Genomic DNA, 22,055 nt, shown 5'->3' with positions numbered 1-22,055 from the left:
CTCTTTCTTCTATCCATCCTTTTATTATAGCAGACGTGGAGATGCGGTTCTAATGACGGATTATTTCTTCAATCGTTTGATGATTTCGTTTGTGACTTCTTGCGTTTGATAGGCGCCGCCGATGTCTGCTGTTAAAAAGCCGTCTGCTGTAACTGATTCGATGGTTTCGAGCAGATGAGTGCCCAGTTCTTCCTCTCCGAAATGATCCAGCATGAGTTTAGCCGTCCAGATTTGGCCGATCGGGTTAGCAATTCCTTTTCCCGCAATGTCTGGAGCTGATCCGTGTACAGGCTCAAACATGGATGGGTATTTGCCATTCACATTGATGTTGGCGGCAGGCGCTACACCAATACTCCCCATAATGGCTGCCCCAAGATCCGTCAAAATATCACCAAACAAATTACTGGCCACAATGACATCAAATTTCTCAGGTCTCGTGACAAAGAAGGCTGAGAGTGCATCAATGTGCTGTGAATCTGCGGTCACTTCTGGATAATCCTTTGCTACGTCTTGAAACACTTCATCCCAAAAAGGCATGGTATGAACGATCCCATTCGATTTGGTTGCACTCGTCACATGCTTTCGTCTTTTTTCTGCTAATTGAAAGGCAAAACGCATGGCACGCTCTGTCCCTTTTCTTGAGAACACCGCATTTTGAACAGCAAGCTGATCTTCTCCTTGATAAATACGTCCCCCAATTTCACTATATTCACCTTCACCGTTTTCTCTGACAACTAGAAGGTCGAAATCCTTTGGCTGCGAAAGCGGTGAGCGTATTCCGTTCAGCTGTTTTGCAGGTCTGACGTTAATCACCTGTTCAAATTCACGCCTAATTTTAATAAGCAATCCCCAAAGCGATACGTGATCTGGCACTAAATTGGCATCTCCGACAGCCCCTAAGAAAATGCTGTCAAAGGCTTTCAATTGATCCAATCCATCCTTTGGCATCATCTCGCCATGCTCTAAATAATATTCACAGCTCCAAGGAAAATCCTGAAAAGTAAATGACAGACCGCCATGCACTTCTGACACCGCTTCCAAAACTCGTATCGCTTCAGGTACAACTTCCTTTCCAACCCCGTCACCTGGTATCGCCGCAATTGAAACATGCTTCATTCATTTCTCCCCCTTTATTATCGGTCGACGGTCGACCGTTTATTTGAGTTTACTAGAGAGTGCATGTTCTTTCAATGGATAAAGGCACTTTTTTGATCAAAGCGCCTGTTTATTCTGGAAAGGCATCGAGGGTTTCTCCTTCTTCCTCCTCGCACTTTTTTTATCCGAAAGCACTAGCCCGCCTAAGGTCAGTACCGTACCGAGTGCTGACATGAGGGTCAATCTTTCATGAAGAACGATCATTGAAATGACCATCGTAATAATAGGAACGCCATAAATATATACACTCGTTTTCACTGAACACCCTTTTTCTCTTGAATTGTACGATATTGACTTTTCCAAGACAGGCTTGCCTAGAGGGAAAAACTTGGATAACATGAGACAAAAGATGATGTGTAAATGAGGGAATGACAGAATGAATTCATTCGAGATGGAAAGACCAGCACCATACCATATGCAATTTTATGAACAGTTAAAGCAGATGATTTTTGATGGACAGTTTCAGCCAGGGGAACGCATCAATGAGACACAGCTTGCCAAACAATTTGGTGTAAGCCGATCACCGGTGAGAGAGGCGATGAGGCTTTTAGAAAAAGATGAGCTCTTGATCGCTGATCATCGGTCAGGCTACTCTATTTATACGTTATCGGAAGAAGATGTCGAGGAGCTTTATCAAATTCGAATTGCCTTAGAAACGCTTGCTGTTGAGCTTGCATGCAAAGAAGCCGCGCAAAAAGAGCTCGATGAAATTGAGCAGGTCCTCACGCAGGCAGACGAAGCAATCAAACAGCAACTACCATCTAAAGACATCGTCCAGTTACATGAAGCCTTTCATCAAAAAATCATTTTAGCGAGCCACAATCACCGCTTATATAAACAATTGAATCATGTGAACGCACTGATTCATTTTTGCCGTATCTTTCATTTTAGCGGCGGGGCGCGTGCTGAGACGATTCAAACTGAGCATGCTGCCATTTATTCTGAAATGAAAGAGCGCCGCTCCACAGAAGCCGTTCAAGCGATGACGAATCATTTGTTACATGATGTGATGCACTTAAAGCAAGTACTCTCTGAAACAAACAAGGATTAAGTGATTTTTCCTTTTTCCCATTTTTTAAGCATTACATGAACATATTTTGAATTTTTCGTAGATTTCAGCATGTCCAGACGTTCTTTCGTTTATATTAGAAGATGAGAAACTAGCTTTTATACAGGAGGATTTGTATATGCATACAAGTATTAGCCGTCTTCGACAGGCGGGTTTTATTGAGGGTATGTCTCTTTTAACCCTTCTTTTAATTGCCATGCCTCTGAAATATTTTGCGGATATTCCGATGGCAGTCACCATTGTAGGCTCTCTTCATGGCGCATTGTTTGTCATCTATATGCTTATTTTGGCATATGTGACCTTTAAAGTTCGCTGGCATTTGAAATGGTCGATCGCTGGTTTTTTTGCGGCTTTCATTCCTTTCGGCAACTTCGCCTACGATAAGGTGCTCCGCCAGTATGATACAAAAGCTTAATCAAAAAGGGCTAAAACGAATTTCGTTTTAGCCCTTTTTCTCCTTTTCAGCGTGATAGAAAACCTTTGCAGCCCTAGAAAGGACGAGTACTGAAGCGGAGCGAATTTGACATTCGCAAGAACAGCACGCAGGACTGAAACCGAATGCGAGGGTTTATCTACACGCTAAAGTATTTTTTAAATTGATGCATATTTCACAATGGCTGCTTGACGTGTCATTTCGTGATATGCCACCCATAATTCATCACCTGGCAGTACGCTAGTGATTGGATCGATTGGCTGTTTCACTTCATACATCACGCCATCTCTCTCAATCTGAATGGTCGCTAACGGCTGATTGCCGATGACACCAGAAAATGCGACATGGGTCACTTTTGCACTTCCTTGTTTCTCTTGCATAAGACTGATTTCTTTATCCAGCTCCTCTTGTTTTGTCTGCATCGTGATTTGAGTTCCTGGCGCAACCTCCATATGGTCAGGGATGAATTGACTGACCGTTTTTGTAATGGACTGATCTCCGCTAGAAACCATCACATCCAGCATAATAGGTTTCTGATTATGAATCGTGACTGGATATTGCTTCACCCGCTGGATGGTTCCTGTTAATGTTACGTCTTTCCCCGATCGATTCCGCACTTCATGGCCATAGGCTGCCATTTTCAACTGACCGCTGATGTCGACGAGATCGGCTTTTTCTCCTGTTCTATATTCAAAACCATCGGCTTGAATCATCGGAATAGTATATTTTTTCTGATCTGCTTCAAATGTAAGCGATAAGACCGTGCCTCGTCCTACGGTTCCATATGATTCTATGTTTCTTAAAACAGCGCCTTTGATGAACTTTGGCTCACTTGTCTGGGAGAAGTCCCCCTCTTTTAAGAGCATCGCCTTTTTCTTCTGCGGATTATAGAGAATGGCGATACGCTGACCCGCCTGTGGTATCTGGGTATAGGATACAACCGTTTTAACCGTCTTCTCGATATTTTGCCCATCATATTGAAATTGCAGCTGCATTTTGATAATTGGCTGTTCGTTGAGGTAGGTGCCTGTTTCTTTGACAGATACAATATTGGCTTCTAATGTGACACTGTCTTTGATTTTGTTGTTTCTCACCAATCTCAAAATCGGCGGCAGGAAGATGGCTAGTACAAATAACAGCAATGGAATAAACAGCCATAGTGCCCAGTTAAGAATGAGCGGTCCGCCTTTCATGACATATTGCATAAAGGTGTCAAATGATGTTTGGTGAGCAGGGCTTGCGTTTTCGATTGAGATGACTTTTTGCAAAGGAAATTCCTTTAGCTGTTTGCTTTTCGTCTCAAATGCACCCGTTAATTGATTTTCGAATGAATAATAGATCCAATCACTTTTCACATTTTTATGGAAAAATAGTCCTTCTCTGTTTAAATTTTCATATGAAAACGACTGAAAAAGCTTGCTGACAGATGTTGTCTTATTCGTGCGGTGGTTATAAATATAACCTGTCAGCTTGCCTTTTGCTTCGTCCTTTGCTGTAGAGCCTACAAGAAGAACTTCTTCTTCATTAAGCTGGTAGATAAAGGTTTGATAAATCGGTTTTGGTGTTGGGACGACTTCACCAAGCCCTCCCTCTGCATTCACTTTCCTTGGTCTTTTTGGATAGTTAGATTCGACAGCGACGGCAAAGTTTTGGGATGTTCCGATTGTTTTTGCTAGCTGCTTCTCCACTTTATCTTGAATGAGGCTAAACGGTTCAGCGTTTTTGGAGACATAGACCCCAAGCTGATGCTTATCGTTTGAGACTCCGCTGACATATGCTTTCTGGTCATTTTTTAAAGTCAATTCAAATATAGGTATAGGCGTCTGGCCTCTAAAGGAGTTCATGACGGCATCGATGGAAACGGGTCTTGCTGGCAGGTTCAGTTTGTTGAGATTGTGCACATGAAAAAACTGACCATTCTTTAGCTCACCTAGGACGATAGCGGCACCTTCCATTTCTCCTGTAAACACAAGCCGTCCATTCCATTGATATGTATTCGTTTTTAAAAACGAGGGTATCTGCAAGTTTTGTTTAATGAGCTCTTTCTTTTCTCCGCTAGGCGTTAGTTTCTCGATCAAAAGCTGCCCCTCTTTATTTTTTAAAGCAAGTAAGAGATTGTTACCTTGAATGGATGGCAGCATTTCATTAAACGTATCGCTTTCCGTGGTCCATTCACTGATTATTTTTCCTGATTGAGGATCATACATTACAAAACGGAGTTGCTGGTCTTTTGATACAGCACTCACCACTCGTTTCCCTTCATCAAATGTAAATATTCGTCTGATGTCATATTGCGTCGCTTTCCCTGCTGACAAATCATCTTGGTAATGGTTCCACACCAAGAAACTAAGAATGATTGCTGGAATAAAGAAGACAATATACCTGAGGAAAATCACTGGTATTCTTTTCACTTGATCGCTTCCTTTCATGAGGTTCCTTTACCTTATACGTTAGTGCAGCGAGAATGTTTCATGCTAGAAGAATACCATTCTAACTTTCCAAATCCATATTTTACAAACTTGGTTATTTGCGATAAAATCCAATCAGATTCGAAAAAAGGATGTTATCTCAATAGATAAGCTATCATCGATCATTCTAGCGGCTTGGCTGCGTGTTCCTCGTTGGTTCAAGCAATGGGTGCTTGTATCCATTTCCATTTTCTTTTTTTATATGTGTTTTGTAAAGGCGCTGACTAGCTGGCATACCTTGCCGCCTGTCACTTTACTATCATGTGTCATCGGTTCCTTCTTCATTTGGCTGTTGTGGCAAAAAGGTCAAAAAAATAAGTGAAACGGGGAAAATTATGAAAGAATCCATCAGTTATTTTGCTATCTCTTTTGTTCTGCAATGGGTTTGGTTTGGCATCGTGCACCCAAATAAAGGTGTGACACTCCTAGATATGTTCATCTTTTCTATTTTGTTTGCGGTGATGTTCTTCTTTATTCGGAGGATTTGGCAGTATCAGAAGAAAGGCCGAAGTGATTGATCATGAAACTCGCCTTGTTCACTGTGATCACCTGTGCGATCATTGGCCTATTTTTGATGTCGAAGCCTTTTGAAGCGGACGCTATGCGTTTGGTTTCTAGCTTCATTTTCCCTTTTCTCGGGCTTGTTGGTTTCGGGGTTTTATTGTTTAACCCAATGAAAAAGGCTGCCAAATAGATGGCAGCCTCTTCCTTGCTTTTATCATGCAAATAAATAATCAATGTGTGATCTCCGTTACGGAGTGTATGAATTAAGATTCGATCATATCAGTGTGTCATATGTGTTCCGAATGAACCTACGTTTGAAAGTAAACGCCATGGAAGTTCTGGATAACAAGACAACGAAAGCCCTACCTCTCATTCGTCCTTACGGCTCCGAAGCCGTGCCAGTGTGAATTGTAAATCAAAACGTCTTTTTTCCACTCTTCCGCTTTTATAGGGGGCGGGTGCAGAAGGAAAAGAATAAGTTTGTTCGCTTTGACAGCGTCTCGTTCTTATCTAGTAGAAGCTCTATTGCTTCTCATTATGTCATAGAAAAAAGAAAGTTTACTTTCTTTATTTATTTGCTTATTTCAACACTTAATATCAAACTATAACACGTTCCCCCATTTTTCGCAAGTGTTAAAGTGATAATTCTGCTGGCGTACGGCTTCCTTCATTCATGTAACGAATGGAGGTCGGATCAATCTTCAGAATCACTAGGTTCGGATCATCTTTTCCTTTAAACCATTTCTCCATTTCCTCAGACCAAAGGCGGTCGATCAGTTCTGGATCGTCGGTTAATGTAGCGGTACCTGCGATTTCTGCATATGTGTCACCGAATCCTTCACCTGAATACCCAATGAGAATATGCACATTCGGGTTTTTTTCAATTTCGTCTGCTTTATGTGTTTCTTTACTTGTTGGTGTATATAATGTCAGTCCCTCATGGAAAAAAGTCATGTAGCGGGTATGCGGCTTATCCTGTTCAACGGTCGCGAGTGTTCCGACCTTTTGTTCATCTAATAGGCTTAATACCTTTTGTTTTAATTCTTCTTGTGACATATCGTTTCACTCCTTCAAATTTCATCCGTACTCTTAGGTTTCCACGACAAGCCATTCATTAAACAAAGAAATGTGTTTTTCATAAAAAGAGATCTTCTAGCTGATGCTATAGAAAACAGGCTCAATGAAGGGAGAAGTTGAACATGCATCATGAAACAATGTTCCATTTAAGTTCACTTGTCATTGCGGCAGTTGTTGTGGGCATTATCGTATGGTCTGTCTCATCTGTGCAGAAGAATCGCAAGAAATACTAAACACCGCCCAATCAAGTGGGCGGTGCGCTTTTGATCATGTATTCATAAAGGAACCGCCGTTGACGTGAAGTGTTTGTCCTGTCATATAAGACGATTCGTCAGAAGCAAGCAGCACATAGCAACCAACATGCTCTACAGGCTGTCCTGGTCTTCCCATCGGTGTTTCTGCCCCGAAGCTTTCCACACTATCCTCATCAAATGTAGATGGAATGAGCGGCGTCCAAATCGGGCCCGGCGCTACTCCGTTCACCCGAATTCCATCTTTCACAAGCGATTGTGCCATAGAACGCGTAAAGCCGTTGATGGCCCCTTTTGTCGCCGTATAATCAATCAGCACTTTGTTGCCTCGATATGGGTTAATGGATGTTGTATTAATAATTGAACTTCCCGGTTTTAAGTAATCCAGTGCTTTCTTCGTAAAATAAAAATAGGAATAGAAGTTGGTTCTAAACGTTTGGTGAAGCTGTTCACTAGAAATATCCTGAATCCGTTCTTTCGGGTGCTGTTCAGCCGCATTATTCACTAAGATATCTAATTGCCCAAAGGCTTCAACTGTTTTTTCTACCGCTTTCTCGCAAAAGGCTTCGTCACCGACATCTCCTGCAATCGTTAAACATTTGACGCCTTCCTGTTCTACGCGCTTTTGTGTATCCTTTGCATCATTATGTTCATTTAAGTACACGATGGCGACATGTGCCCCTTCTTTTGCATAGGCAACAGATACAGCACGTCCAATTCCACTATCTCCGCCTGTAATCAATGCAACTTTCCCTTTAAGCTTGCCAGACCCTTGATAGGATTCGTCTTCAAAGATCGGCGCAGGATTCATTTCCCTTTCACTGCCTGGCTGCTGATCCTGTGTTTGGCGCGGAATGCCATTTGTTAAATATTCACGTAAATCCATGAGTAAGCTCCTCCTTGATTTGTTGATGTATCCTTTCATTACCACCTCATTTTTTCACTCAAACATCATTATGTGGCACAGATGCGTTTTGAAAATTGGCATGTTTCAAGATGGATAAAATCGGTTACATGATCAATAAAAAGGAGCGTTCTCACATGCTGTCAACCATTTCGAAAACCTTTAGCAGACCAAAAGGCTGGCTCGGAAGCATCGCAGGTTTTATTATGGCAAATGAAAATAAGGCACTGAATCAATGGGCGATCCAGCATTTAGATTTGTCAGATGGTGAAAACATTTTGGAAATCGGCTATGGGCCTGGCTACAGCATCAAGCATATGCTCAAGCATTATGACGATCTTCACATTGATGGACTAGATGCTTCCTCCACCATGCAGGAGCAAGCACAGTCCCGCGTCAACAAACGCTCAAAAGACAAACAAGTTCGTCTATATGTAGGAAAAATTGAGAAAACACGTTTGCCGGGAGAACAGTATGACAAAGTACTGTCAGTGAACAACTTTACGATTTGGGATGATCCAAAGACTGGCCTGCTCAACCTTTATCACACGTTGAAACCCGGCGGAAAACTCGTCATTGTGATGCAGCCAAGAGAAAAAGGTGCTGATGCCAGTCGGACAAAAGAGATGGGTGAAAACATATTGAATGATCTACAGTTTGCGGGGTTTGACCATTTTTCTGTTGAGTATGAGGAGATTCGTCCAACGCTTGCTGTCTGTGTCACAGCCAAAAAGCCGAGAAGCGAATAAGCGCTCGGCTTTTTTTCTTACCATTTTGCTTCTTTTACAAATTGATAGAACAGCTGATGCAATTTCTGTTCTATATCTTCCTTTGATCCATGACCATAAAGCGTCATGCTTTCCTCACTTTCAATGATGGATGAACTGATCAGACTAAACATTTCTGACCCTTCCTTGCCTAGCTCTTGCGGCGCCAACATCATGAGCATTCTTGACATCTGCTGCTGCCCGCCATCCATGCTTTTGACCTCGTATGCCTGATCAAGATCATACATATGAAAGATTGGTTCCTTGATGAATGCATGCTTTAAATGAAAAAGAGCAAACTCGGTACCAGGAATTCCTAAACCACCTTGCTGTTCACGTTCTAGTAAACCACTTGCTACCTCATCCGCATGTGTGATAAATCCTTCCTCTTCAAGCTGACGAAGCAGCTGCTTGATGGTTGCCTCATGCTGCGGCATCGCCTTTCTTTTTTCGATGGTAAAATGGGACAAAATGCTACGAATCACAGACATGTAATTCGTCACCTGCTCTGCTACCACCATCATATTCACGGATTCTTGCACCGATTCTTTGTCGGCTTCTTTCATTCTTTTTTTCTCAATGATATAAGGGATCTTTCGTTTTATATGAGCCTTCACACGCATCGCATCATCCTCGTTTAGGAGCGGACTGACCATGATGTAATCGATATGCTCATATGGGATAGGGACGGTCGAGACAATCATGTCATAGCTTGATGCATCGATTTCTTTTAGCTCAATCAAGGAAGACAGATCGAATTCAGCGATTTCTGGCAATTCCTTTTTTAAACGAGAAGCGAGCATTTTGGACGAACCGATTCCGCTTGAACACACGACCAATGCATGAATGTTCGTTTCTTCTTTTTTAATTTCAAGCACTGAGCCAAAGTGAAGCACAATAAAAGCGATTTCATCCTCTGGAAATGCAATCTCTGGAAAGAAACGCTCGACTCCTTCTTCAATCGCCATGAAAAGTAGAAAGTAGTCCTTTTTAATTTGTTGTGTAAGTGGATTATAGATTCTCATCTTTTCCTTTAAACGGTTCATGGCGGGTTCGAGATGAGATACGAGTCCCTCATACAATGAATCATTCTCATTTAAATGGTAGCCGGTTTTATTTGAAATAAAATCAATGAGTTTCTTCGTTCTAATCGCGATATCCAGCTCGATTTCATCAATCCGGTATTCTGCCCCAAAGCTGCGGTTGGCACTGCGCAGATGGATGGTCATATAACCAACCTCTGCTTCGGGGATCACGACATTAAACATGCGTTCAAGTGCTCTTGCGATTCGCAATGATGATTCAAATTCTTTCGTCCGCTTTAGTTCAAGCAGCTCTTCCTCTTCCATTCGAATGGTTTCGCCAAGCTGAATCCGTTCAATAGCATAGGTTAAGTGAACGACAAGCGCAATATAGGCGCTATCAGATAAAGAGAGTGACAGTCTATTTTTTAAATGAAAAAGCAGGCGTTCTACTTTTAGCAGCTGTCCTCTGCTCACAACGCCAAACACCTTTTCCGTCGCTTTCGTTCGATGTTTGATATTCATTTCAATCGTTTCTAAAAACAATTGAATATCGAGCCGGTCGACAATAAGGTTGCCGACAATCTTTCGTTTCGCTTCCTCCGGTCCTTTTAATTCAATGCCATACCCGCGTTTTCGGATCAACTGCAAACCGTAAGGCGCGATCCATTCCGTCAGTTCATCTAAGTCATAGCTGATGGTCGCATTTGTAACCTGCAAATCGGCAGCGAGTGTATATAATTTCACTGGTTCTTTTGCTTCAAGTAGTGCACATAATATTAAGAGTTTCCGTTCGTCAGAGCTATATTCAATTTGATCCTCATTTGACATATGAGCAAGAAGCCGCTGTTTATCCTCCTGTTCGCCGACGGCCTTCAAGCCTTTCCCCGGCTGTTTATCTAATGAAAGATCATAATTCTTTAATATAGGTTTAATCGATTTTAGTTCTCTATGAATCGTTCTTGTACTCACCTGAACAGATTCGGCTATCTCACGAATGGTGACATAACGATTTTGTTGAATGATGTATTTGATGATTTTCTGTTCTCGTGCCGTTATGTACATGAAATGCCTCCTTCTGCAAAAATAGGTCTATTGTCACACTTTAATATAAAACGCTTTCAACAAACGACGCAATCTTAAGTTGATCTGACTTTGGCACATAGGCTGTGACAAAATTAAATACAATGTCTAGTTATACGTTTCTCCAAAATGACGGTCCATAATCCTTTTGATGAAATTGAACCTTCTGTTCATGGAAAGGCAGTAAACCCCCTGCTTTTAAAGAATACGTCGGATTGTATACGGGAGAGCCAAAGCAATAATCCATCGTTCCTTCTTCTGGGCGAAAGATGACGGTTCGCATTGTTCCAAACAGCTCTTCATAATTGTGCACAGCCAGACCATCAGGATATTCTGTCTGGAATAGCTTCGCAAGAGAATCACTTGATTGCCTTTGTACTAAAGCTTCCATTAACATGTCGTATCTGACAACAGAATGCTGTTTCGTCATTCCTTTTGCTGTTTGATCAGCAAGCGGATGATTTGTGGCTGCAATAAACCCTGTCTCCGGTCTTCTCACCATTTTGCGGCCATCAATGATTTCTATCACAGCCGCTTCTCCTTTTCGATCGGCAAACATGAGGTGAACATTAGAGGCAACAGGCATTTCCTGAATAGAGAAAATGGCTTCCTCAACCGTTTGACAGCTTTCCAGAACAGACCGTATCACATGATACACTTGCAAACCGGCAACTGATGGAGGCTTTAAACCGGGTTCATTTCCAATCGGCGGACCACATGCAGAGAATGTGACAGAAAGACCATGCTCATTCATCCCATCAGATCTGCCAAACAAGAGCAGCGACGAGCCTGTATGATATGGCAGGCCTTTCACATGTGTCGTCACAAGACGCATATCATCAAATATCGGGGAGAAATCATAGTTACGTAACATGACCGTTTGTTGACCTGCCGCCATATTTCCCTGCCTCACACAGTGGGAACAGCCTGGCTGTAGATGAGATGAATAGAAAAAGGTCAAATAACGCTCCTCCAGTTGCATTTCATCACAAAAACCAGCAATCTCTTCTTCTAACTGAGGAAGATATGGGCGAATCATCTGCTTCGTTTCTTTCAAAGCCTCTTTTTCAAGCGGTTCTGTTCGAATGTATTGGGTCTGTAGCCCTTGCGTCTTCATCCAGACAGCCTGCTGCTTCCCCACTTCATAAGCGGTTCCTGTCATTTCATGAAAATATGCACTGATCTCCTCCATGCCTGTACACCTCTTGCGCCTTCGTTTCTTTTATCATATCGAAACCCTCCTTTATTTAAAAGAATGAAAAAAACTGCAATCACAATGGATTACAGCTGTTTACAGGATTGTTGAAACAATATTTTTGCCATTGCTTCATATCCCTTATGATTCGGATGAAATTGATCAATCGATAAGTACTCATGTTCATGTCCTTCAAACGCCCGGTACACATCCACGACTTCTACATGCGGATTTGCAGCAAGCGAGCGAAGCTGATGATTGTATTGCTGAAGCCATCGTCCGGCTATAGGTATTTGCGGAAAAGGATTATATAAATTCATGAGATACACGCAATAAGACTGCTTCTGTCCTCTTTTGATCTGAGCGATTTCTTGAATCATCTTGCTGAAATTTGCTTGGCAATGCAACGTCGCTTGCAGCAGTTTCGTTTCATCTTCACCCTTTTCATACTGCTGAATCGCTTGAACAAGATCATTCCCACAGCCTGTGATGGTGATGATATTAGCTGCTGCAATAGCACGTCTCACATTAGATCGTTTGAACAACTGTAAAATCTGATCTGTTGTTAACCCTGACTTTGCAAATACAGACAGCTCGACTGGCGCATGTGTCTTTTTTTCAAGCATCCACTGATACCGCTCAGCAAATCCACCGCCAAATAAACGCGCCCCCACTCCAACTGTTAAGGAATCTCCAATTGCAACATAGGATCGTCCCACTCTTATCCCTCACTCTCTCCTGCCTTCTCTTATATATACGACATCGGAGAACAGATGCTTGTAGCAGATGACTTAGAGGCATTCATCTTTTTTTCATAAGACGTCTTTTCAAACTCTTTACTTGCGAGATCGACTCATTTTTTGTTCAATAAGAATAGGTTTAGATGATGAAATTTGCACCTGTATGCGTTCCAGAAAAATTTACAAACTTTTTATCTTGATTTCGAGACTTTATACCTTGACTTCAAACTACATTGTGATTACAATGAAAATATCAGTTTTTATGTAACTGTGCTTGTTACATCTTTTTCATAGCATTCCACTATGATTAAAGATGCCACATATTCAGTGTATCTTTGGGATACACTAAAAAAAACACTGAAACAGAAAGGATTGAATAAACATGGCAAAAGTTTTATACATCACTGCACATCCGCATGATGAAACAGTATCTTACAGTATGGCTACTGCTAAAGCATTTATCGAATCTTATAAGGAAGCAAACCCAAGTGACGAGGTTGTACATATCGACTTGTACAAAGAAAACATCCCTCACATTGATGCAGATGTATTCGCTGGCTGGGGCAAACTGCAATCAGGTGCTGGCTTCGATACACTTTCAGCTGAAGAGCAAGCGAAAGTTGCTCGTCTAAACGAATTAAGCGATCAATTCGTTTCTGCTGACAAATATGTATTTGTTTCACCACTTTGGAACTTCTCATTCCCACCAGTTCTTAAAGCATACATCGACTCTGTTGCTGTAGCTGGTAAAACATTCAAATACACTGAGCAAGGTCCTGTTGGATTATTAACAGACAAAAAAGCTCTTCACATCCAAGCACGTGGCGGATACTACACTGAAGGTCCTGCTGCTGAACTTGAAGCAGGTCACCGTTACCTTGGTACAATCGCGAGCTTCTTCGGAATTCCTTCTTTCGAAGGTCTTATCGTTGAAGGTCACAATGCTGAGCCTGCGAAAGCAGAGCAAATTAAAGCAGATGCAATCGAACGTGCGAAAGCTTTAGGAAAAACTTTCTAATAAACTGCACGCAAAAAGCCAATGATCTTTACGGTCATTGGCTTTTTATTTGTTTAGATGAAAGCCTAATTCTCTGGAGATACCGCTTGCGGCTTTTTTGACTTGTTCTATTAAGTATGGAAGACGTTCTTTTTGATAGCCTGCTTCAAACCCTGCAATGCTAATACCTGCTGTGACTTCTCCAAGGTGATTGAAAATAGGGGCTCCAACTGCAGCTGTATAATTTTCAAGCTCCGAATAGCTTAGCGTATATCCCCGCTCATTTGATTCTTCCAGTATGTTTCGAAGAACCGCTTTATCTGTAATGGTCCCGATTCCGATTTTCCCTAGTTCAATCGAATCGATATAGGCAAGTCTCTCTGTTTCTGGTAAAAAGGAGAGAATACTTCTTGCACAAGCACCTGCATATAATGGAGAGCGCCTGCCGACGGCGGTATAGAGACGAACAGGCTGCGTCCCTTCAATTTTATCCACGTAAATGGCTTCATCTCCTTCACGAACGATGAGCTGGACAGCTTCTCCCACTTCATCCCGCAAGCCTTCCATAAATGGTCTTGCAATTCTCCGAATATCAAGGCGGTCCGCCACAAGCTGACCGTATTCTAGAAACATCAGGCCTAACCGATAAACACCTGAATCATGTTTTTCTAATAATCCCATATCGGTTAACGAGCTCGCCATGCGGTGCACAGACGTTTTCGGCATGCCGGAGAGCTCGATCATTTCATTCAATGTTAATTGATCATGGGCGATAAACAACCGCAAAATCTCCATTGATTTCACAACGGTTTTATTTGTGTTCTGCATGTCCATCCCCTTTTTCTAAACGAAGGCTTCTAGCTTAATTCTGGCAGCCAGTTCCTTCAGTTCTGCTTCTTGCTTAAATAGCGCCTGCTCTGCATCCTGATGATCGATTCGCTTAAAATACAAATTCGCACCAGGCATCGCTTGTGAAATGAGCGATAGATCAACCGTCGCAACTTCTCCAATCCGCGGGTATCCGCCTGTTGTTTGCCGATCTGCCAGCAGAATAATCGGCTGCCCGTCAGGAGGAATTTGAATAGAACCAAAGGCAACTGCCTCAGAAATCAATTCAAGCTTTTCTTTTAATTGAACTGGCTCCCCTTTCAAACGACAGCCCATGCGATCTGATTGAGGCGTGACCTGAAAAGGCTGTTCGAAAAAGGTGCTTTGAGATGATTCTTGAAAAAAAGAAAAATGTCTCCCTGGTAGCACACGAATCACGGGCGATTTTCGCAGCGGTAAAAAATGCGTATGACTGACAGTCCAATCAGGTGCGCTGTACGCCGCCTGTTTCAGATGGCTTTTGAGTCTATTAGACAATCGATTCGCTACGAGTGAAGGCTTTCCAATAGATAGGGTGTCTCCTTTTTCAAGCGGGCGTCCGTTCAGCCCACCGATTCCTGCTCTCACGTAGGTGCTTTTGCTCTCCATGATCGGCTCCACATCAAATCCACCTGCCACAGCAAGGTAAGAGCGGCAGCCCCTCTTACAAGGCCCAAAGGTGAGCGTGCTTCCTGATCGAACAAAGAATGGTTTCCATAAAGGAGCTGGCTCTCCATCAATATCGATCTCCACATCAGCGCCAGTCACTGCAATAAGCGCATCCTTTTGACACGTCAACACAGGGCCCGGCCCCATTAATGTGATTTCCAGTACGGCTTCGCTTTCCTCGTTGCCTGTGAGAATGTTGGCAATTCTAAGCGAGAGCGCATCCATACCGCCGCTCGTTAAGACGCCATACTTTTGATAGCCTTTCCGTCCTTTATCTTGAATGGTTGTGAACATTCCTGGCTTGATGACATGAATACTCAACGTTCTGCCTCCTTCATGCTGAAAAATTCCTTTTCAGACATTTGGACAAATCTGACTTCGTCTCCTGCTCTCAATAAACTTGGGACTTTTTCGTCTGGACGAAAGAGTGGCAGCGGAGTTTGTCCAATGAGCTGCCAGCCGCCAGGTGTGGAAATCGGGTAAACGCCGGTCTGCTTTCCCGCAATGCCGACAGATCCTTTTGGAATGGACATTCTCGGTGTTTCTCTGCGCGGGGCTGCGATCTTTTCAGACAGCCCGCCTAAAAACGGAAACCCTGGGGCAAACCCAATCATATAGACAAGATACTTCCCTGCGGTATGAATACGCACGACTTCCTCTGGTGTTAAACGATTGATCCGGGCGACTTCTTTTAAATCAGGGCCCAGCTCTCCTCCGTAACAGACCGGTATGTCGATGGTGCGACGCTTCCCCTGAGTCCCTTCCTGCCATTTCTCTTCAAGGAGTGTTTCAATATAGCTTTTCACCCATTCATAAGGAGATACGTCTTGTTGTTGAAGAGACGCCGATTGATAAACGGTATACGGCTCGTAAAAAACAGTCACGTTTGTAAAGGCTTGAACAGCTTCCACATATCCGTCAAATGGATGTTGTTCAATACATGAAAACAACTGCACAACGCGCTCATGAATTTCTTCACATATGTCTGTTCCTGCTTGAATCACGATCGCTGCATCTCCTAGCGGGTGAAAGGTGAAAGAATCTTTTATCGTTGAAAATGCCACTTGAGGACCCCTCTCTTTCTAAAGCACACCGAGCTGTTGATCTCGTTGATCTGTGATGAACATATGGCCAGGTGCATGGGTAATCGCAATCTCTGGTTTTGTATGCATGACGATGGCTTGCGGCGTCACACCACATGCCCAAAACACCGGGACCTCTCCTTCTTTAATCATAGATGGTTCTCCAAAGTCCGGCTGATCCACATTGGCAATTCCAATCATCGCTGGGTCACCTATATGGATGGGACCGCCGTGAACTGATGGGAATCTAGATGTCACTTGTACACTCCTTGTGATCTGATGCGCCGGAATGGGCCTCATGCTGACAACCATCGGGCCATGAAATACCCCCGCCCTTTCACAAGCGATATTCGTTTGATACATCGGAACGTTATGACCATTTTCAATATGGCGAACAGGGATATCATTCAGCATGAGCGCATGCTCAAACGTAAAACTGCAACCGATGAGAAAGGCAACCATATCATCCTCCCAATATGCAGAGATATCTGACACCTCTTCTTGAAGAATTCCCTTTCTGTAAATACGGTATTTAGGAAAATCCGTACGAATATCCGCTTTGGGCGCTGACTTTCTCGGCACGGGATCACCCGGCTCCAGTACATCAAGCAAGGGGCATGCAGCCGGATTACGCTGACAAAACAACAGAAAATCAAAGGCAAGTTCTTTTTTGACGATCATTAAATTGGCTTGAGCATATCCCTCTGCTAAACCAGCCGTTGGTCCTGTGATTTCTTTTTTACGAATCAACTCTCTGATCTGTGAAGGCTCGTATGTTTGATAGATATTCATTCGATTCAGCTCCATAGTTTTGGAATTTCATTGATAATGGTATACCCGCCCATCAATGCCATGATGACAACGACAAATGCGCCTGATACTGTCAAAAAGAATGGATGTCGATAATCCCCGACAATGTCTTTCTTATAAGCCGCTACCAGCAAGGTGCCAAGTGCGAGAGGTAAAATCAATGCATTGATCGCCCCAACTAAAACTAATATGTTCACAGGTCGTCCAATCGTGACAAAACAAATAGTCGAGAGAGCAATAAAACCGATGATAATGCCACGTTGATTTTGCTCAATTTTTGGTGAGAAGGTTTTAAAGAAGGAAACAGACGTGTAAGCCGCTCCAATAACCGATGTAATGGCCGCTGCCCACATAATGATCCCGAACATTTTATAACCAACATTTCCAGACGCTAACTGGAATACAGAAGCAGGCGGATTCGCCGGATCAATTTGTAAGCCCTTTGAGACCACTCCTAGCACGGCTAAAAATAAAGCGACACGCATCACAGATGTAATCAGGATGCCGAAAACAGAGCTTTTGGTCACCTGAGGAAGTGCATCCTTCCCTTTAATTCCAGCATCTAATAGACGATGTCCACCAGCAAAAACGATATAGCCGCCAACTGTCCCACCGACAAGTGTCACAATCGATAAAATATCAATTTCTTTTGGGACAAAGGTTCTGAGTGCCGCTTCCCCAACAGGCGGTGCTGTTGAAATCGCCACATACAGCATCAAGCCGATCATGACAAAGCCCGCTATCTGTGTGAAACGGTCCATTGCTTTTCCAGCCTCTTTGATCACAAAGATCAGAATCGCAATAACCGCACTGATAGCTGCTCCAATTCGCGGATCAATTCCTGTGATCACCTGAAAACCGAGACCAGCACCAGCGATATTTCCGATGTTAAAGGCAAGCCCTCCCATGACAATCAAAACAGCCAGTACATATCCGAGACCCGGCAGAACCATATTTGCAATATCCTGCCCTCGTTTTTCTGACACAGCGATGATGCGCCATACATTGGTTTGCGCAAAAATATCTAACAAAATAGAGATGAGAATAACAAATCCAAAGCTAGCCGCAAGCTGCTGCGTGAAGACAGTCGTTTGTGTTAAAAATCCCGGTCCGATGGCGGAAGTCGCCATTAAAAAGGCTGCGCCCATGAGCATAGACCGGTTCCCCTTTGATGCCTTCGTGTACTTCACTTCCTGTTTTTTCATGATGTTTCCCCCTTTGATGACGACTTTTATTGAAAGGCCTTGAGACGAATGCCGGCTTCTTTCAGTTTAGATGTAATGGTTTTGGCAAATTGGAGCGCATGAATGCCGTCTCCGTGTATACAAACCGTATCTGCTTTAAGCGAGATATCTTCCCCTTGAACGGTATGAACCTTCCCTTCCCTCACCATACGAACAACCTGCTGAACTGCCAGTTCATCGTCTTCAATGAGTGCATGTGGTTCACGGCGTGATGTCAGCGTCCCGTCTGTTTGATAGGTTCGATCAGAAAACACTTCATGTGCCACTTGAAGACCCATTCTCTCACCTGCTAACGCAAGTTCACTGCCTGAAAGCCCGTATAATACAAGACTTGGATCGACATGATACACAGCCTTCGCAATAGATTCAGATAATTCAGTATTTTTAGCCGCCATGTTGTACAGTGCACCATGTGGCTTGACATGCTGCATCGATCCGCCTTCTGCCTTGAGAAAGGCTGATAGAGCGCCAATTTGATAGACGACGAGATCATAGGCTTCCTCTGCTGAAATCGCTAGTGGACGTCTGCCAAAGCCGACTAAATCTTGCAGACCCGGATGCGCACCAATTTGTACCCCTTTATCTAGTGCCATTCTGACGGTTTTTCTCATCACCGTGGGATCTCCTGCATGAAAACCGCAAGCGATGTTGGCTGAGGTGACATATTCTAAAATTTGTTCATCTGAACCGATTGTATATGGACCAAAGCTTTCTCCCAAATCACAGTTGATATCTACTTGATACATAGGATCCCTCCTTGTTGTTCCGAATAACGGAACATAAAGTCCGAATATTCGAATTTATATTGATTATATCAATTTTGACTAGATTGCACATGACATTGTTAGAAAATATAACAATAGAACTAGGAGAAATAAAAAAACGAGAGGATTTCACCTCTCGTTCGTTTTTTTATTTATTTAGACAGCACCCAATGCTGGATCGCCTTTGCTACACCATGCTCTGTGTTAGGAGCTGTAATCCAATCAGCGGCTTCTTTTACCACTTCTTGCGCATTTCCCATCGCAATGCCTAATCCGGCTTCTTGGATCATGGCCATATCATTTAGGCTGTCGCCAAGTGACATGACATTGTCCATCGTACAGCCAATGCGTTCCGCTACCTTTGCAAGAGCTGCCGCTTTGTTAATGCCCGCTGCATTGACTTCAATATTGGTCGGACTTGAATTTGTGATTTCTAGATGCTCATTTGTTTTCAATGTATTGAGTACTTCCTCACGAACGTCATCATCATGAATATCAAAGCCAAATTTCAACCATTCATGGTCATGAATTCGTTCTGGGAATTCACCTCTCCACACCTTATCCACAGTGGAAGCCCAGTAATCGGTTTCGTACCTGTTTTTTAGATCCCACATCATTTGGACATGATCAGGATGCAGCAGATCTCGTTCGATCAATTGGAAGTTTGAATCCCAGATTTCACTTCCATTTGCTGTCACAAGGTAAGAAGACAGCTTAAGCGGCTCAACGAGCTCTCGGCATGTCATCAGTGTACGACCTGTGCTAATCACCACATGGACTCCTTTTGCTTCAGCATCTTTAATGGCTTGTTTGTTTTCCTCTGGAATGACGTGTTCACTGTTTAACAGCGTGCCATCCATATCAATGGCAATCAATCGGATGTCTTTCTTATCAGCTTGTATGGACAAATTGAGTACCCCACTTTGTATCATTTTTTGTAACTATCTTTATTTTAATATAAAGAGGAAGATGGCACAAAGGGACGAGTTTGATCCTATAGAAAAAAGACCTGGTTACAGGTCTCTTAAGATTGGCTTAGCGTTCACATGCAATGCCGTCTTTATCACGGTCAAGGTGCTTATTTTTAAGATAAAGTGCTTTTGATGCATACGGCTTGTATTTTGTTTTGCCGCCTTTGTTTTTCGTGTTTTTGCTTTTTGCCACGCCGCCTTTATAGACTTTGTTCAGCGCTTTGCAGTTTTTGTAGGACTTGACTGTTTTTGCATCTGCAGTGTGGGTGTCGACTTGTGTAACGCTTAGTAAAAGACCTAAGGACAAGACAGCTACCATGATTTTTTTCAACATGAATAATCCCCCTATTTTTTCTATTTTTACATTTTTATCATATGTCACCACTTTTTGTTTTTCAAGACTATTGATCTAAATATATTGATTTTTTTGGAATAAAGCGCGCTTTATTTCCTATATGGTACACTGAGTGGGAAACCTTTCCGGTTTTGACACGTATATGAAGAGAGGAGTTTTCCACATGAAAATGAAATATACCATTCTATATGTAAACGATGTTGAGGCAAGTATTCATTTTTATCAACATGTACTTGGCTTTCCTATGAAACTCAGAGTTGAATCCTATGTTGAGTTTGATACTGGAGATGTGACCTTATCAATTAACTCACGTCAGGATGTCAAAGATGCGCTTGGATTACCTGTCCCAGAAGCCAATCAAGGCTCTCAAACGTTTGAAATTGGGTTTGTTGTGGATGATGTGGAACAAACCATTGCATCAATGAAGGAAAAAGGGGTTTCGATCATTAAAGAACCTGCAAAAAAACCATGGGGGCAAACCGTCGCTTATGTCGCTGATCCTGATGGTCATTTCATTGAAATATGTGATGCCGTCTCCTAATTTTCTTTGAAGGGTGTGAACAACATGAGAAATAAACATGCCTTTATCGCCGGTGTGTGCTCAATGATTGTCATTTGCAGTGCCGCTATGATTTTGCAGCACCATGAGTGGATAGGATGGATCAGTGGTGGAATCTCTATGATCGGCATCATGATATCTGGGCTTCTAATGGGAGCTTGGACAAGCGGAGATGAGACAAGAGCCGCCTATCATTCTGAAACGAAAGAGCACCGCATGTGGCGTCTTGATACGGCCTTTCTCATGATGATCTTTGCACTTCCGCACATGGCAGTGTCGATCTTTTATTTTTTCATGTAAACACTTGTTCAAAGGAGTTTGTCATATGGCTGTTTTTATTTTATTCGTTGTATTTGGCTTCCCTATTCTTTCTGTGCTGATTGGGATTTTTGGCACAATGCTTTTGAAGAATGTTTGGATGCCGACTTTGATTGTCCTGTTAGCCAGTGTCATTCTCATGTACACATCCATTGGCGGGAATGAATCCTTTCTTATTTGGGTCATCATCTACACCGTCTTTACGTTGATCGCTGCATGGATGACAAAGCGGTTTCGGTTCAAGTAAAAAAGAACAGCTTGCACTGTTCTTTTTTTGATCATATATCGGCGCACCATAGCTCAATTTCAATTTTCAGCTCAGGCCATCCTAAAGCTGATACATAAGCAACCGTCATTGATGGGTAAGCTGTTTTAAAGATCGTATCCCACTGAGGATATAGATGATCCCAGTCGATTTCTTCCGTAGCCCATATATTGACCTTGATGACATGCTCTTCATTCAATCCTTCTGATTCAAGAATTTTTTTGATATTTTCAAACGTATTGGTTACCTGGTCGTTTAAACTTGATGGTACTTGTCCATCGATATCTGTTCCGACTTGACCGGATGTAACAAATAAACCCGCGCCCTTTGGTACTCGTGTGATATGACTATAGTTGCCAACGGGCTTCGGCATACTTTCTGGGTTTTTCCTCGTGATTTTTTCCATTTGATTTCCCTCACTCACTTTGATTTTTCTGCTAGATTTCTCTTCATGTAGACAGACTTCACCAATTTCTATCTATCCTA

The 22,055-nt window shown here is 42.7% G+C and carries 25 protein-coding genes; 7 read left to right on the top strand and 18 right to left on the bottom strand.

The window, feature by feature from the left end; translation table 11 throughout:
- Positions 1-60: 60 nt before the first annotated feature.
- Positions 61-1,116, bottom strand: a complete 1,056-nt coding sequence (locus GPS65_RS06025; RefSeq protein WP_144473611.1) for a tartrate dehydrogenase — start codon at positions 1,114-1,116, stop codon at positions 61-63.
- A 96-nt stretch (positions 1,117-1,212) separates the two neighbouring features.
- Positions 1,213-1,413 (bottom strand): EamA family transporter, encoded by a 201-nt coding sequence (locus GPS65_RS06020; protein ID WP_238389140.1) that lies wholly within the window; start codon positions 1,411-1,413, stop codon positions 1,213-1,215.
- 118 nt (positions 1,414-1,531) lie between these two features.
- On the opposite strand from GPS65_RS06020, the gene GPS65_RS06015 reads away from it, so the two are divergent.
- Both GPS65_RS06015 and GPS65_RS06010 read left to right on the top strand, forming a co-directional pair.
- Positions 1,532-2,206, top strand: a complete 675-nt coding sequence (locus GPS65_RS06015; RefSeq protein ID WP_012008957.1) for a GntR family transcriptional regulator — start codon at positions 1,532-1,534, stop codon at positions 2,204-2,206.
- 136 nt (positions 2,207-2,342) lie between these two features.
- Positions 2,343-2,639 (top strand): DUF3817 domain-containing protein, encoded by a 297-nt coding sequence (locus tag GPS65_RS06010; protein ID WP_008347156.1) that lies wholly within the window; start codon positions 2,343-2,345, stop codon positions 2,637-2,639.
- 176 nt (positions 2,640-2,815) lie between these two features.
- Here the strand turns inward: GPS65_RS06010 and GPS65_RS06005 are convergent, their stop codons facing one another.
- The 4 genes from GPS65_RS06005 to GPS65_RS05990 all read right to left on the bottom strand — a co-directional run bounded on the left by GPS65_RS06005 (position 2,816) and on the right by GPS65_RS05990 (position 7,843).
- On the bottom strand, positions 2,816-5,068 hold the full coding sequence (locus GPS65_RS06005; protein WP_238389139.1) for a hypothetical protein: 2,253 nt from the start codon (positions 5,066-5,068) through the stop codon (positions 2,816-2,818).
- A 528-nt stretch (positions 5,069-5,596) separates the two neighbouring features.
- The gene (locus GPS65_RS06000) at positions 5,597-5,863 is read right to left on the bottom strand and encodes a hypothetical protein (protein ID WP_041815177.1); all 267 of its coding nucleotides are present in this window, start codon (positions 5,861-5,863) and stop codon (positions 5,597-5,599) included.
- 399 nt (positions 5,864-6,262) lie between these two features.
- Positions 6,263-6,685, bottom strand: coding sequence for a pyridoxamine 5'-phosphate oxidase family protein (locus tag GPS65_RS05995; RefSeq protein WP_012008953.1), 423 nt, complete (start codon positions 6,683-6,685; stop codon positions 6,263-6,265).
- A 288-nt stretch (positions 6,686-6,973) separates the two neighbouring features.
- Positions 6,974-7,843: an SDR family oxidoreductase gene (locus GPS65_RS05990; protein ID WP_012008952.1), complete on the bottom strand. Its 870-nt coding sequence runs from the start codon at positions 7,841-7,843 to the stop codon at positions 6,974-6,976.
- Positions 7,844-7,998: 155 nt separating this feature from the next.
- Between GPS65_RS05990 and GPS65_RS05985 the strand changes: the two genes are divergently transcribed.
- A complete protein-coding gene (locus GPS65_RS05985) occupies positions 7,999-8,610 on the top strand; it encodes a class I SAM-dependent methyltransferase (RefSeq protein WP_041815174.1) in 612 nt (203 codons plus the stop codon).
- 17 nt (positions 8,611-8,627) lie between these two features.
- Here the strand turns inward: GPS65_RS05985 and GPS65_RS05980 are convergent, their stop codons facing one another.
- From GPS65_RS05980 to GPS65_RS05970, 3 genes are all read right to left on the bottom strand, one after another.
- Positions 8,628-10,715 (bottom strand): BglG family transcription antiterminator, encoded by a 2,088-nt coding sequence (locus tag GPS65_RS05980; RefSeq protein ID WP_012008950.1) that lies wholly within the window; start codon positions 10,713-10,715, stop codon positions 8,628-8,630.
- Between the two features lie 130 nt (positions 10,716-10,845).
- Positions 10,846-11,925, bottom strand: a complete 1,080-nt coding sequence (locus GPS65_RS05975; RefSeq protein WP_012008949.1) for a C45 family autoproteolytic acyltransferase/hydrolase — start codon at positions 11,923-11,925, stop codon at positions 10,846-10,848.
- Between the two features lie 89 nt (positions 11,926-12,014).
- The gene (locus GPS65_RS05970; RefSeq protein ID WP_012008948.1) at positions 12,015-12,647 is read right to left on the bottom strand and encodes a GDSL-type esterase/lipase family protein; all 633 of its coding nucleotides are present in this window, start codon (positions 12,645-12,647) and stop codon (positions 12,015-12,017) included.
- Between the two features lie 403 nt (positions 12,648-13,050).
- Between GPS65_RS05970 and GPS65_RS05965 the strand changes: the two genes are divergently transcribed.
- A complete protein-coding gene (locus tag GPS65_RS05965; RefSeq protein ID WP_003214444.1) occupies positions 13,051-13,686 on the top strand; it encodes an FMN-dependent NADH-azoreductase in 636 nt (211 codons plus the stop codon).
- A 45-nt stretch (positions 13,687-13,731) separates the two neighbouring features.
- On the opposite strand, the gene GPS65_RS05960 is transcribed toward GPS65_RS05965, so the two are convergent.
- The 8 genes from GPS65_RS05960 to GPS65_RS05925 form a co-directional block, all read right to left on the bottom strand.
- Complete coding sequence (locus GPS65_RS05960; RefSeq protein ID WP_012008947.1) at positions 13,732-14,493, bottom strand: IclR family transcriptional regulator; 762 nt, start codon at positions 14,491-14,493, stop codon at positions 13,732-13,734.
- A gap of 15 nt (positions 14,494-14,508) precedes the next feature.
- Complete coding sequence (locus tag GPS65_RS05955) at positions 14,509-15,522, bottom strand: 5-oxoprolinase subunit C family protein (RefSeq protein ID WP_144457031.1); 1,014 nt, start codon at positions 15,520-15,522, stop codon at positions 14,509-14,511.
- The gene (pxpB, locus tag GPS65_RS05950; RefSeq protein ID WP_119124418.1) at positions 15,519-16,265 is read right to left on the bottom strand and encodes a 5-oxoprolinase subunit PxpB; all 747 of its coding nucleotides are present in this window, start codon (positions 16,263-16,265) and stop codon (positions 15,519-15,521) included. Before pxpB ends, GPS65_RS05955 begins: the two co-directional genes overlap by 4 nt.
- 18 nt (positions 16,266-16,283) lie before the next feature.
- Positions 16,284-17,075: a putative hydro-lyase gene (locus GPS65_RS05945; protein WP_119124417.1), complete on the bottom strand. Its 792-nt coding sequence runs from the start codon at positions 17,073-17,075 to the stop codon at positions 16,284-16,286.
- Positions 17,076-17,080: 5 nt separating this feature from the next.
- Positions 17,081-18,298 (bottom strand): NRAMP family divalent metal transporter, encoded by a 1,218-nt coding sequence (locus GPS65_RS05940; RefSeq protein ID WP_088004184.1) that lies wholly within the window; start codon positions 18,296-18,298, stop codon positions 17,081-17,083.
- Positions 18,299-18,324: 26 nt separating this feature from the next.
- Positions 18,325-19,083: a LamB/YcsF family protein gene (locus GPS65_RS05935; RefSeq protein WP_119124416.1), complete on the bottom strand. Its 759-nt coding sequence runs from the start codon at positions 19,081-19,083 to the stop codon at positions 18,325-18,327.
- A gap of 170 nt (positions 19,084-19,253) precedes the next feature.
- Positions 19,254-20,033, bottom strand: a complete 780-nt coding sequence (locus tag GPS65_RS05930) for a Cof-type HAD-IIB family hydrolase (protein WP_372585407.1) — start codon at positions 20,031-20,033, stop codon at positions 19,254-19,256.
- Positions 20,034-20,136: 103 nt separating this feature from the next.
- Complete coding sequence (locus tag GPS65_RS05925) at positions 20,137-20,406, bottom strand: excalibur calcium-binding domain-containing protein (RefSeq protein WP_012008940.1); 270 nt, start codon at positions 20,404-20,406, stop codon at positions 20,137-20,139.
- A gap of 184 nt (positions 20,407-20,590) precedes the next feature.
- On the opposite strand from GPS65_RS05925, the gene GPS65_RS05920 reads away from it, so the two are divergent.
- From GPS65_RS05920 to GPS65_RS05910, 3 genes are read left to right on the top strand one after another with little or no spacing between them, the layout of a single operon-like run.
- Positions 20,591-20,968, top strand: coding sequence for a VOC family protein (locus GPS65_RS05920; protein ID WP_012008939.1), 378 nt, complete (start codon positions 20,591-20,593; stop codon positions 20,966-20,968).
- A 24-nt stretch (positions 20,969-20,992) separates the two neighbouring features.
- Positions 20,993-21,286 (top strand): DUF5316 domain-containing protein, encoded by a 294-nt coding sequence (locus GPS65_RS05915; RefSeq protein WP_012008938.1) that lies wholly within the window; start codon positions 20,993-20,995, stop codon positions 21,284-21,286.
- A 25-nt stretch (positions 21,287-21,311) separates the two neighbouring features.
- A complete protein-coding gene (locus tag GPS65_RS05910; protein WP_012008937.1) occupies positions 21,312-21,551 on the top strand; it encodes a DUF2651 family protein in 240 nt (79 codons plus the stop codon).
- A gap of 31 nt (positions 21,552-21,582) precedes the next feature.
- Here the strand turns inward: GPS65_RS05910 and GPS65_RS05905 are convergent, their stop codons facing one another.
- Positions 21,583-21,975 carry a RidA family protein gene (locus GPS65_RS05905; protein ID WP_119124415.1) on the bottom strand — a complete coding sequence of 131 codons (393 nt, stop codon included), beginning with the start codon at positions 21,973-21,975 and terminating at the stop codon, positions 21,583-21,585.
- Between the last annotated feature and the right edge of the window lie 80 nt (positions 21,976-22,055).

The sequence above is a fragment of the Bacillus pumilus genome (assembly GCF_009937765.1).
Lineage (GTDB): Bacteria > Bacillota > Bacilli > Bacillales > Bacillaceae > Bacillus > Bacillus pumilus_O.
This window is presented reverse-complemented; position numbering and strand designations above follow the sequence as displayed.

Bases quoted from the DNA above. Each gene is read 5' to 3' on its own strand.
- GPS65_RS06025 (WP_144473611.1), bottom strand. From the start codon at position 1,116: ATGAAGCATGTTTCAATTGCGGCGATACCAGGTGACGGGGTTGGAAAG.
- GPS65_RS06015 (WP_012008957.1), top strand. From the start codon at position 1,532: ATGAATTCATTCGAGATGGAAAGACCAGCACCATACCATATGCAATTT.
- GPS65_RS06010 (WP_008347156.1), top strand. From the start codon at position 2,343: ATGCATACAAGTATTAGCCGTCTTCGACAGGCGGGTTTTATTGAGGGT.
- GPS65_RS05995 (WP_012008953.1), bottom strand. From the start codon at position 6,685: ATGTCACAAGAAGAATTAAAACAAAAGGTATTAAGCCTATTAGATGAA.
- GPS65_RS05990 (WP_012008952.1), bottom strand. From the start codon at position 7,843: ATGGATTTACGTGAATATTTAACAAATGGCATTCCGCGCCAAACACAG.
- GPS65_RS05985 (WP_041815174.1), top strand. From the start codon at position 7,999: ATGCTGTCAACCATTTCGAAAACCTTTAGCAGACCAAAAGGCTGGCTC.
- GPS65_RS05980 (WP_012008950.1), bottom strand. From the start codon at position 10,715: ATGTACATAACGGCACGAGAACAGAAAATCATCAAATACATCATTCAA.
- GPS65_RS05975 (WP_012008949.1), bottom strand. From the start codon at position 11,925: ATGGAGGAGATCAGTGCATATTTTCATGAAATGACAGGAACCGCTTAT.
- GPS65_RS05965 (WP_003214444.1), top strand. From the start codon at position 13,051: ATGGCAAAAGTTTTATACATCACTGCACATCCGCATGATGAAACAGTA.
- GPS65_RS05960 (WP_012008947.1), bottom strand. From the start codon at position 14,493: ATGCAGAACACAAATAAAACCGTTGTGAAATCAATGGAGATTTTGCGG.
- GPS65_RS05945 (WP_119124417.1), bottom strand. From the start codon at position 17,075: ATGAATATCTATCAAACATACGAGCCTTCACAGATCAGAGAGTTGATT.
- GPS65_RS05940 (WP_088004184.1), bottom strand. From the start codon at position 18,298: ATGAAAAAACAGGAAGTGAAGTACACGAAGGCATCAAAGGGGAACCGG.
- GPS65_RS05935 (WP_119124416.1), bottom strand. From the start codon at position 19,083: ATGTATCAAGTAGATATCAACTGTGATTTGGGAGAAAGCTTTGGTCCA.
- GPS65_RS05930 (WP_372585407.1), bottom strand. From the start codon at position 20,033: ATGATACAAAGTGGGGTACTCAATTTGTCCATACAAGCTGATAAGAAA.
- GPS65_RS05925 (WP_012008940.1), bottom strand. From the start codon at position 20,406: ATGTTGAAAAAAATCATGGTAGCTGTCTTGTCCTTAGGTCTTTTACTA.
- GPS65_RS05920 (WP_012008939.1), top strand. From the start codon at position 20,591: ATGAAAATGAAATATACCATTCTATATGTAAACGATGTTGAGGCAAGT.
- GPS65_RS05915 (WP_012008938.1), top strand. From the start codon at position 20,993: ATGAGAAATAAACATGCCTTTATCGCCGGTGTGTGCTCAATGATTGTC.
- GPS65_RS05910 (WP_012008937.1), top strand. From the start codon at position 21,312: ATGGCTGTTTTTATTTTATTCGTTGTATTTGGCTTCCCTATTCTTTCT.
- GPS65_RS05905 (WP_119124415.1), bottom strand. From the start codon at position 21,975: ATGGAAAAAATCACGAGGAAAAACCCAGAAAGTATGCCGAAGCCCGTT.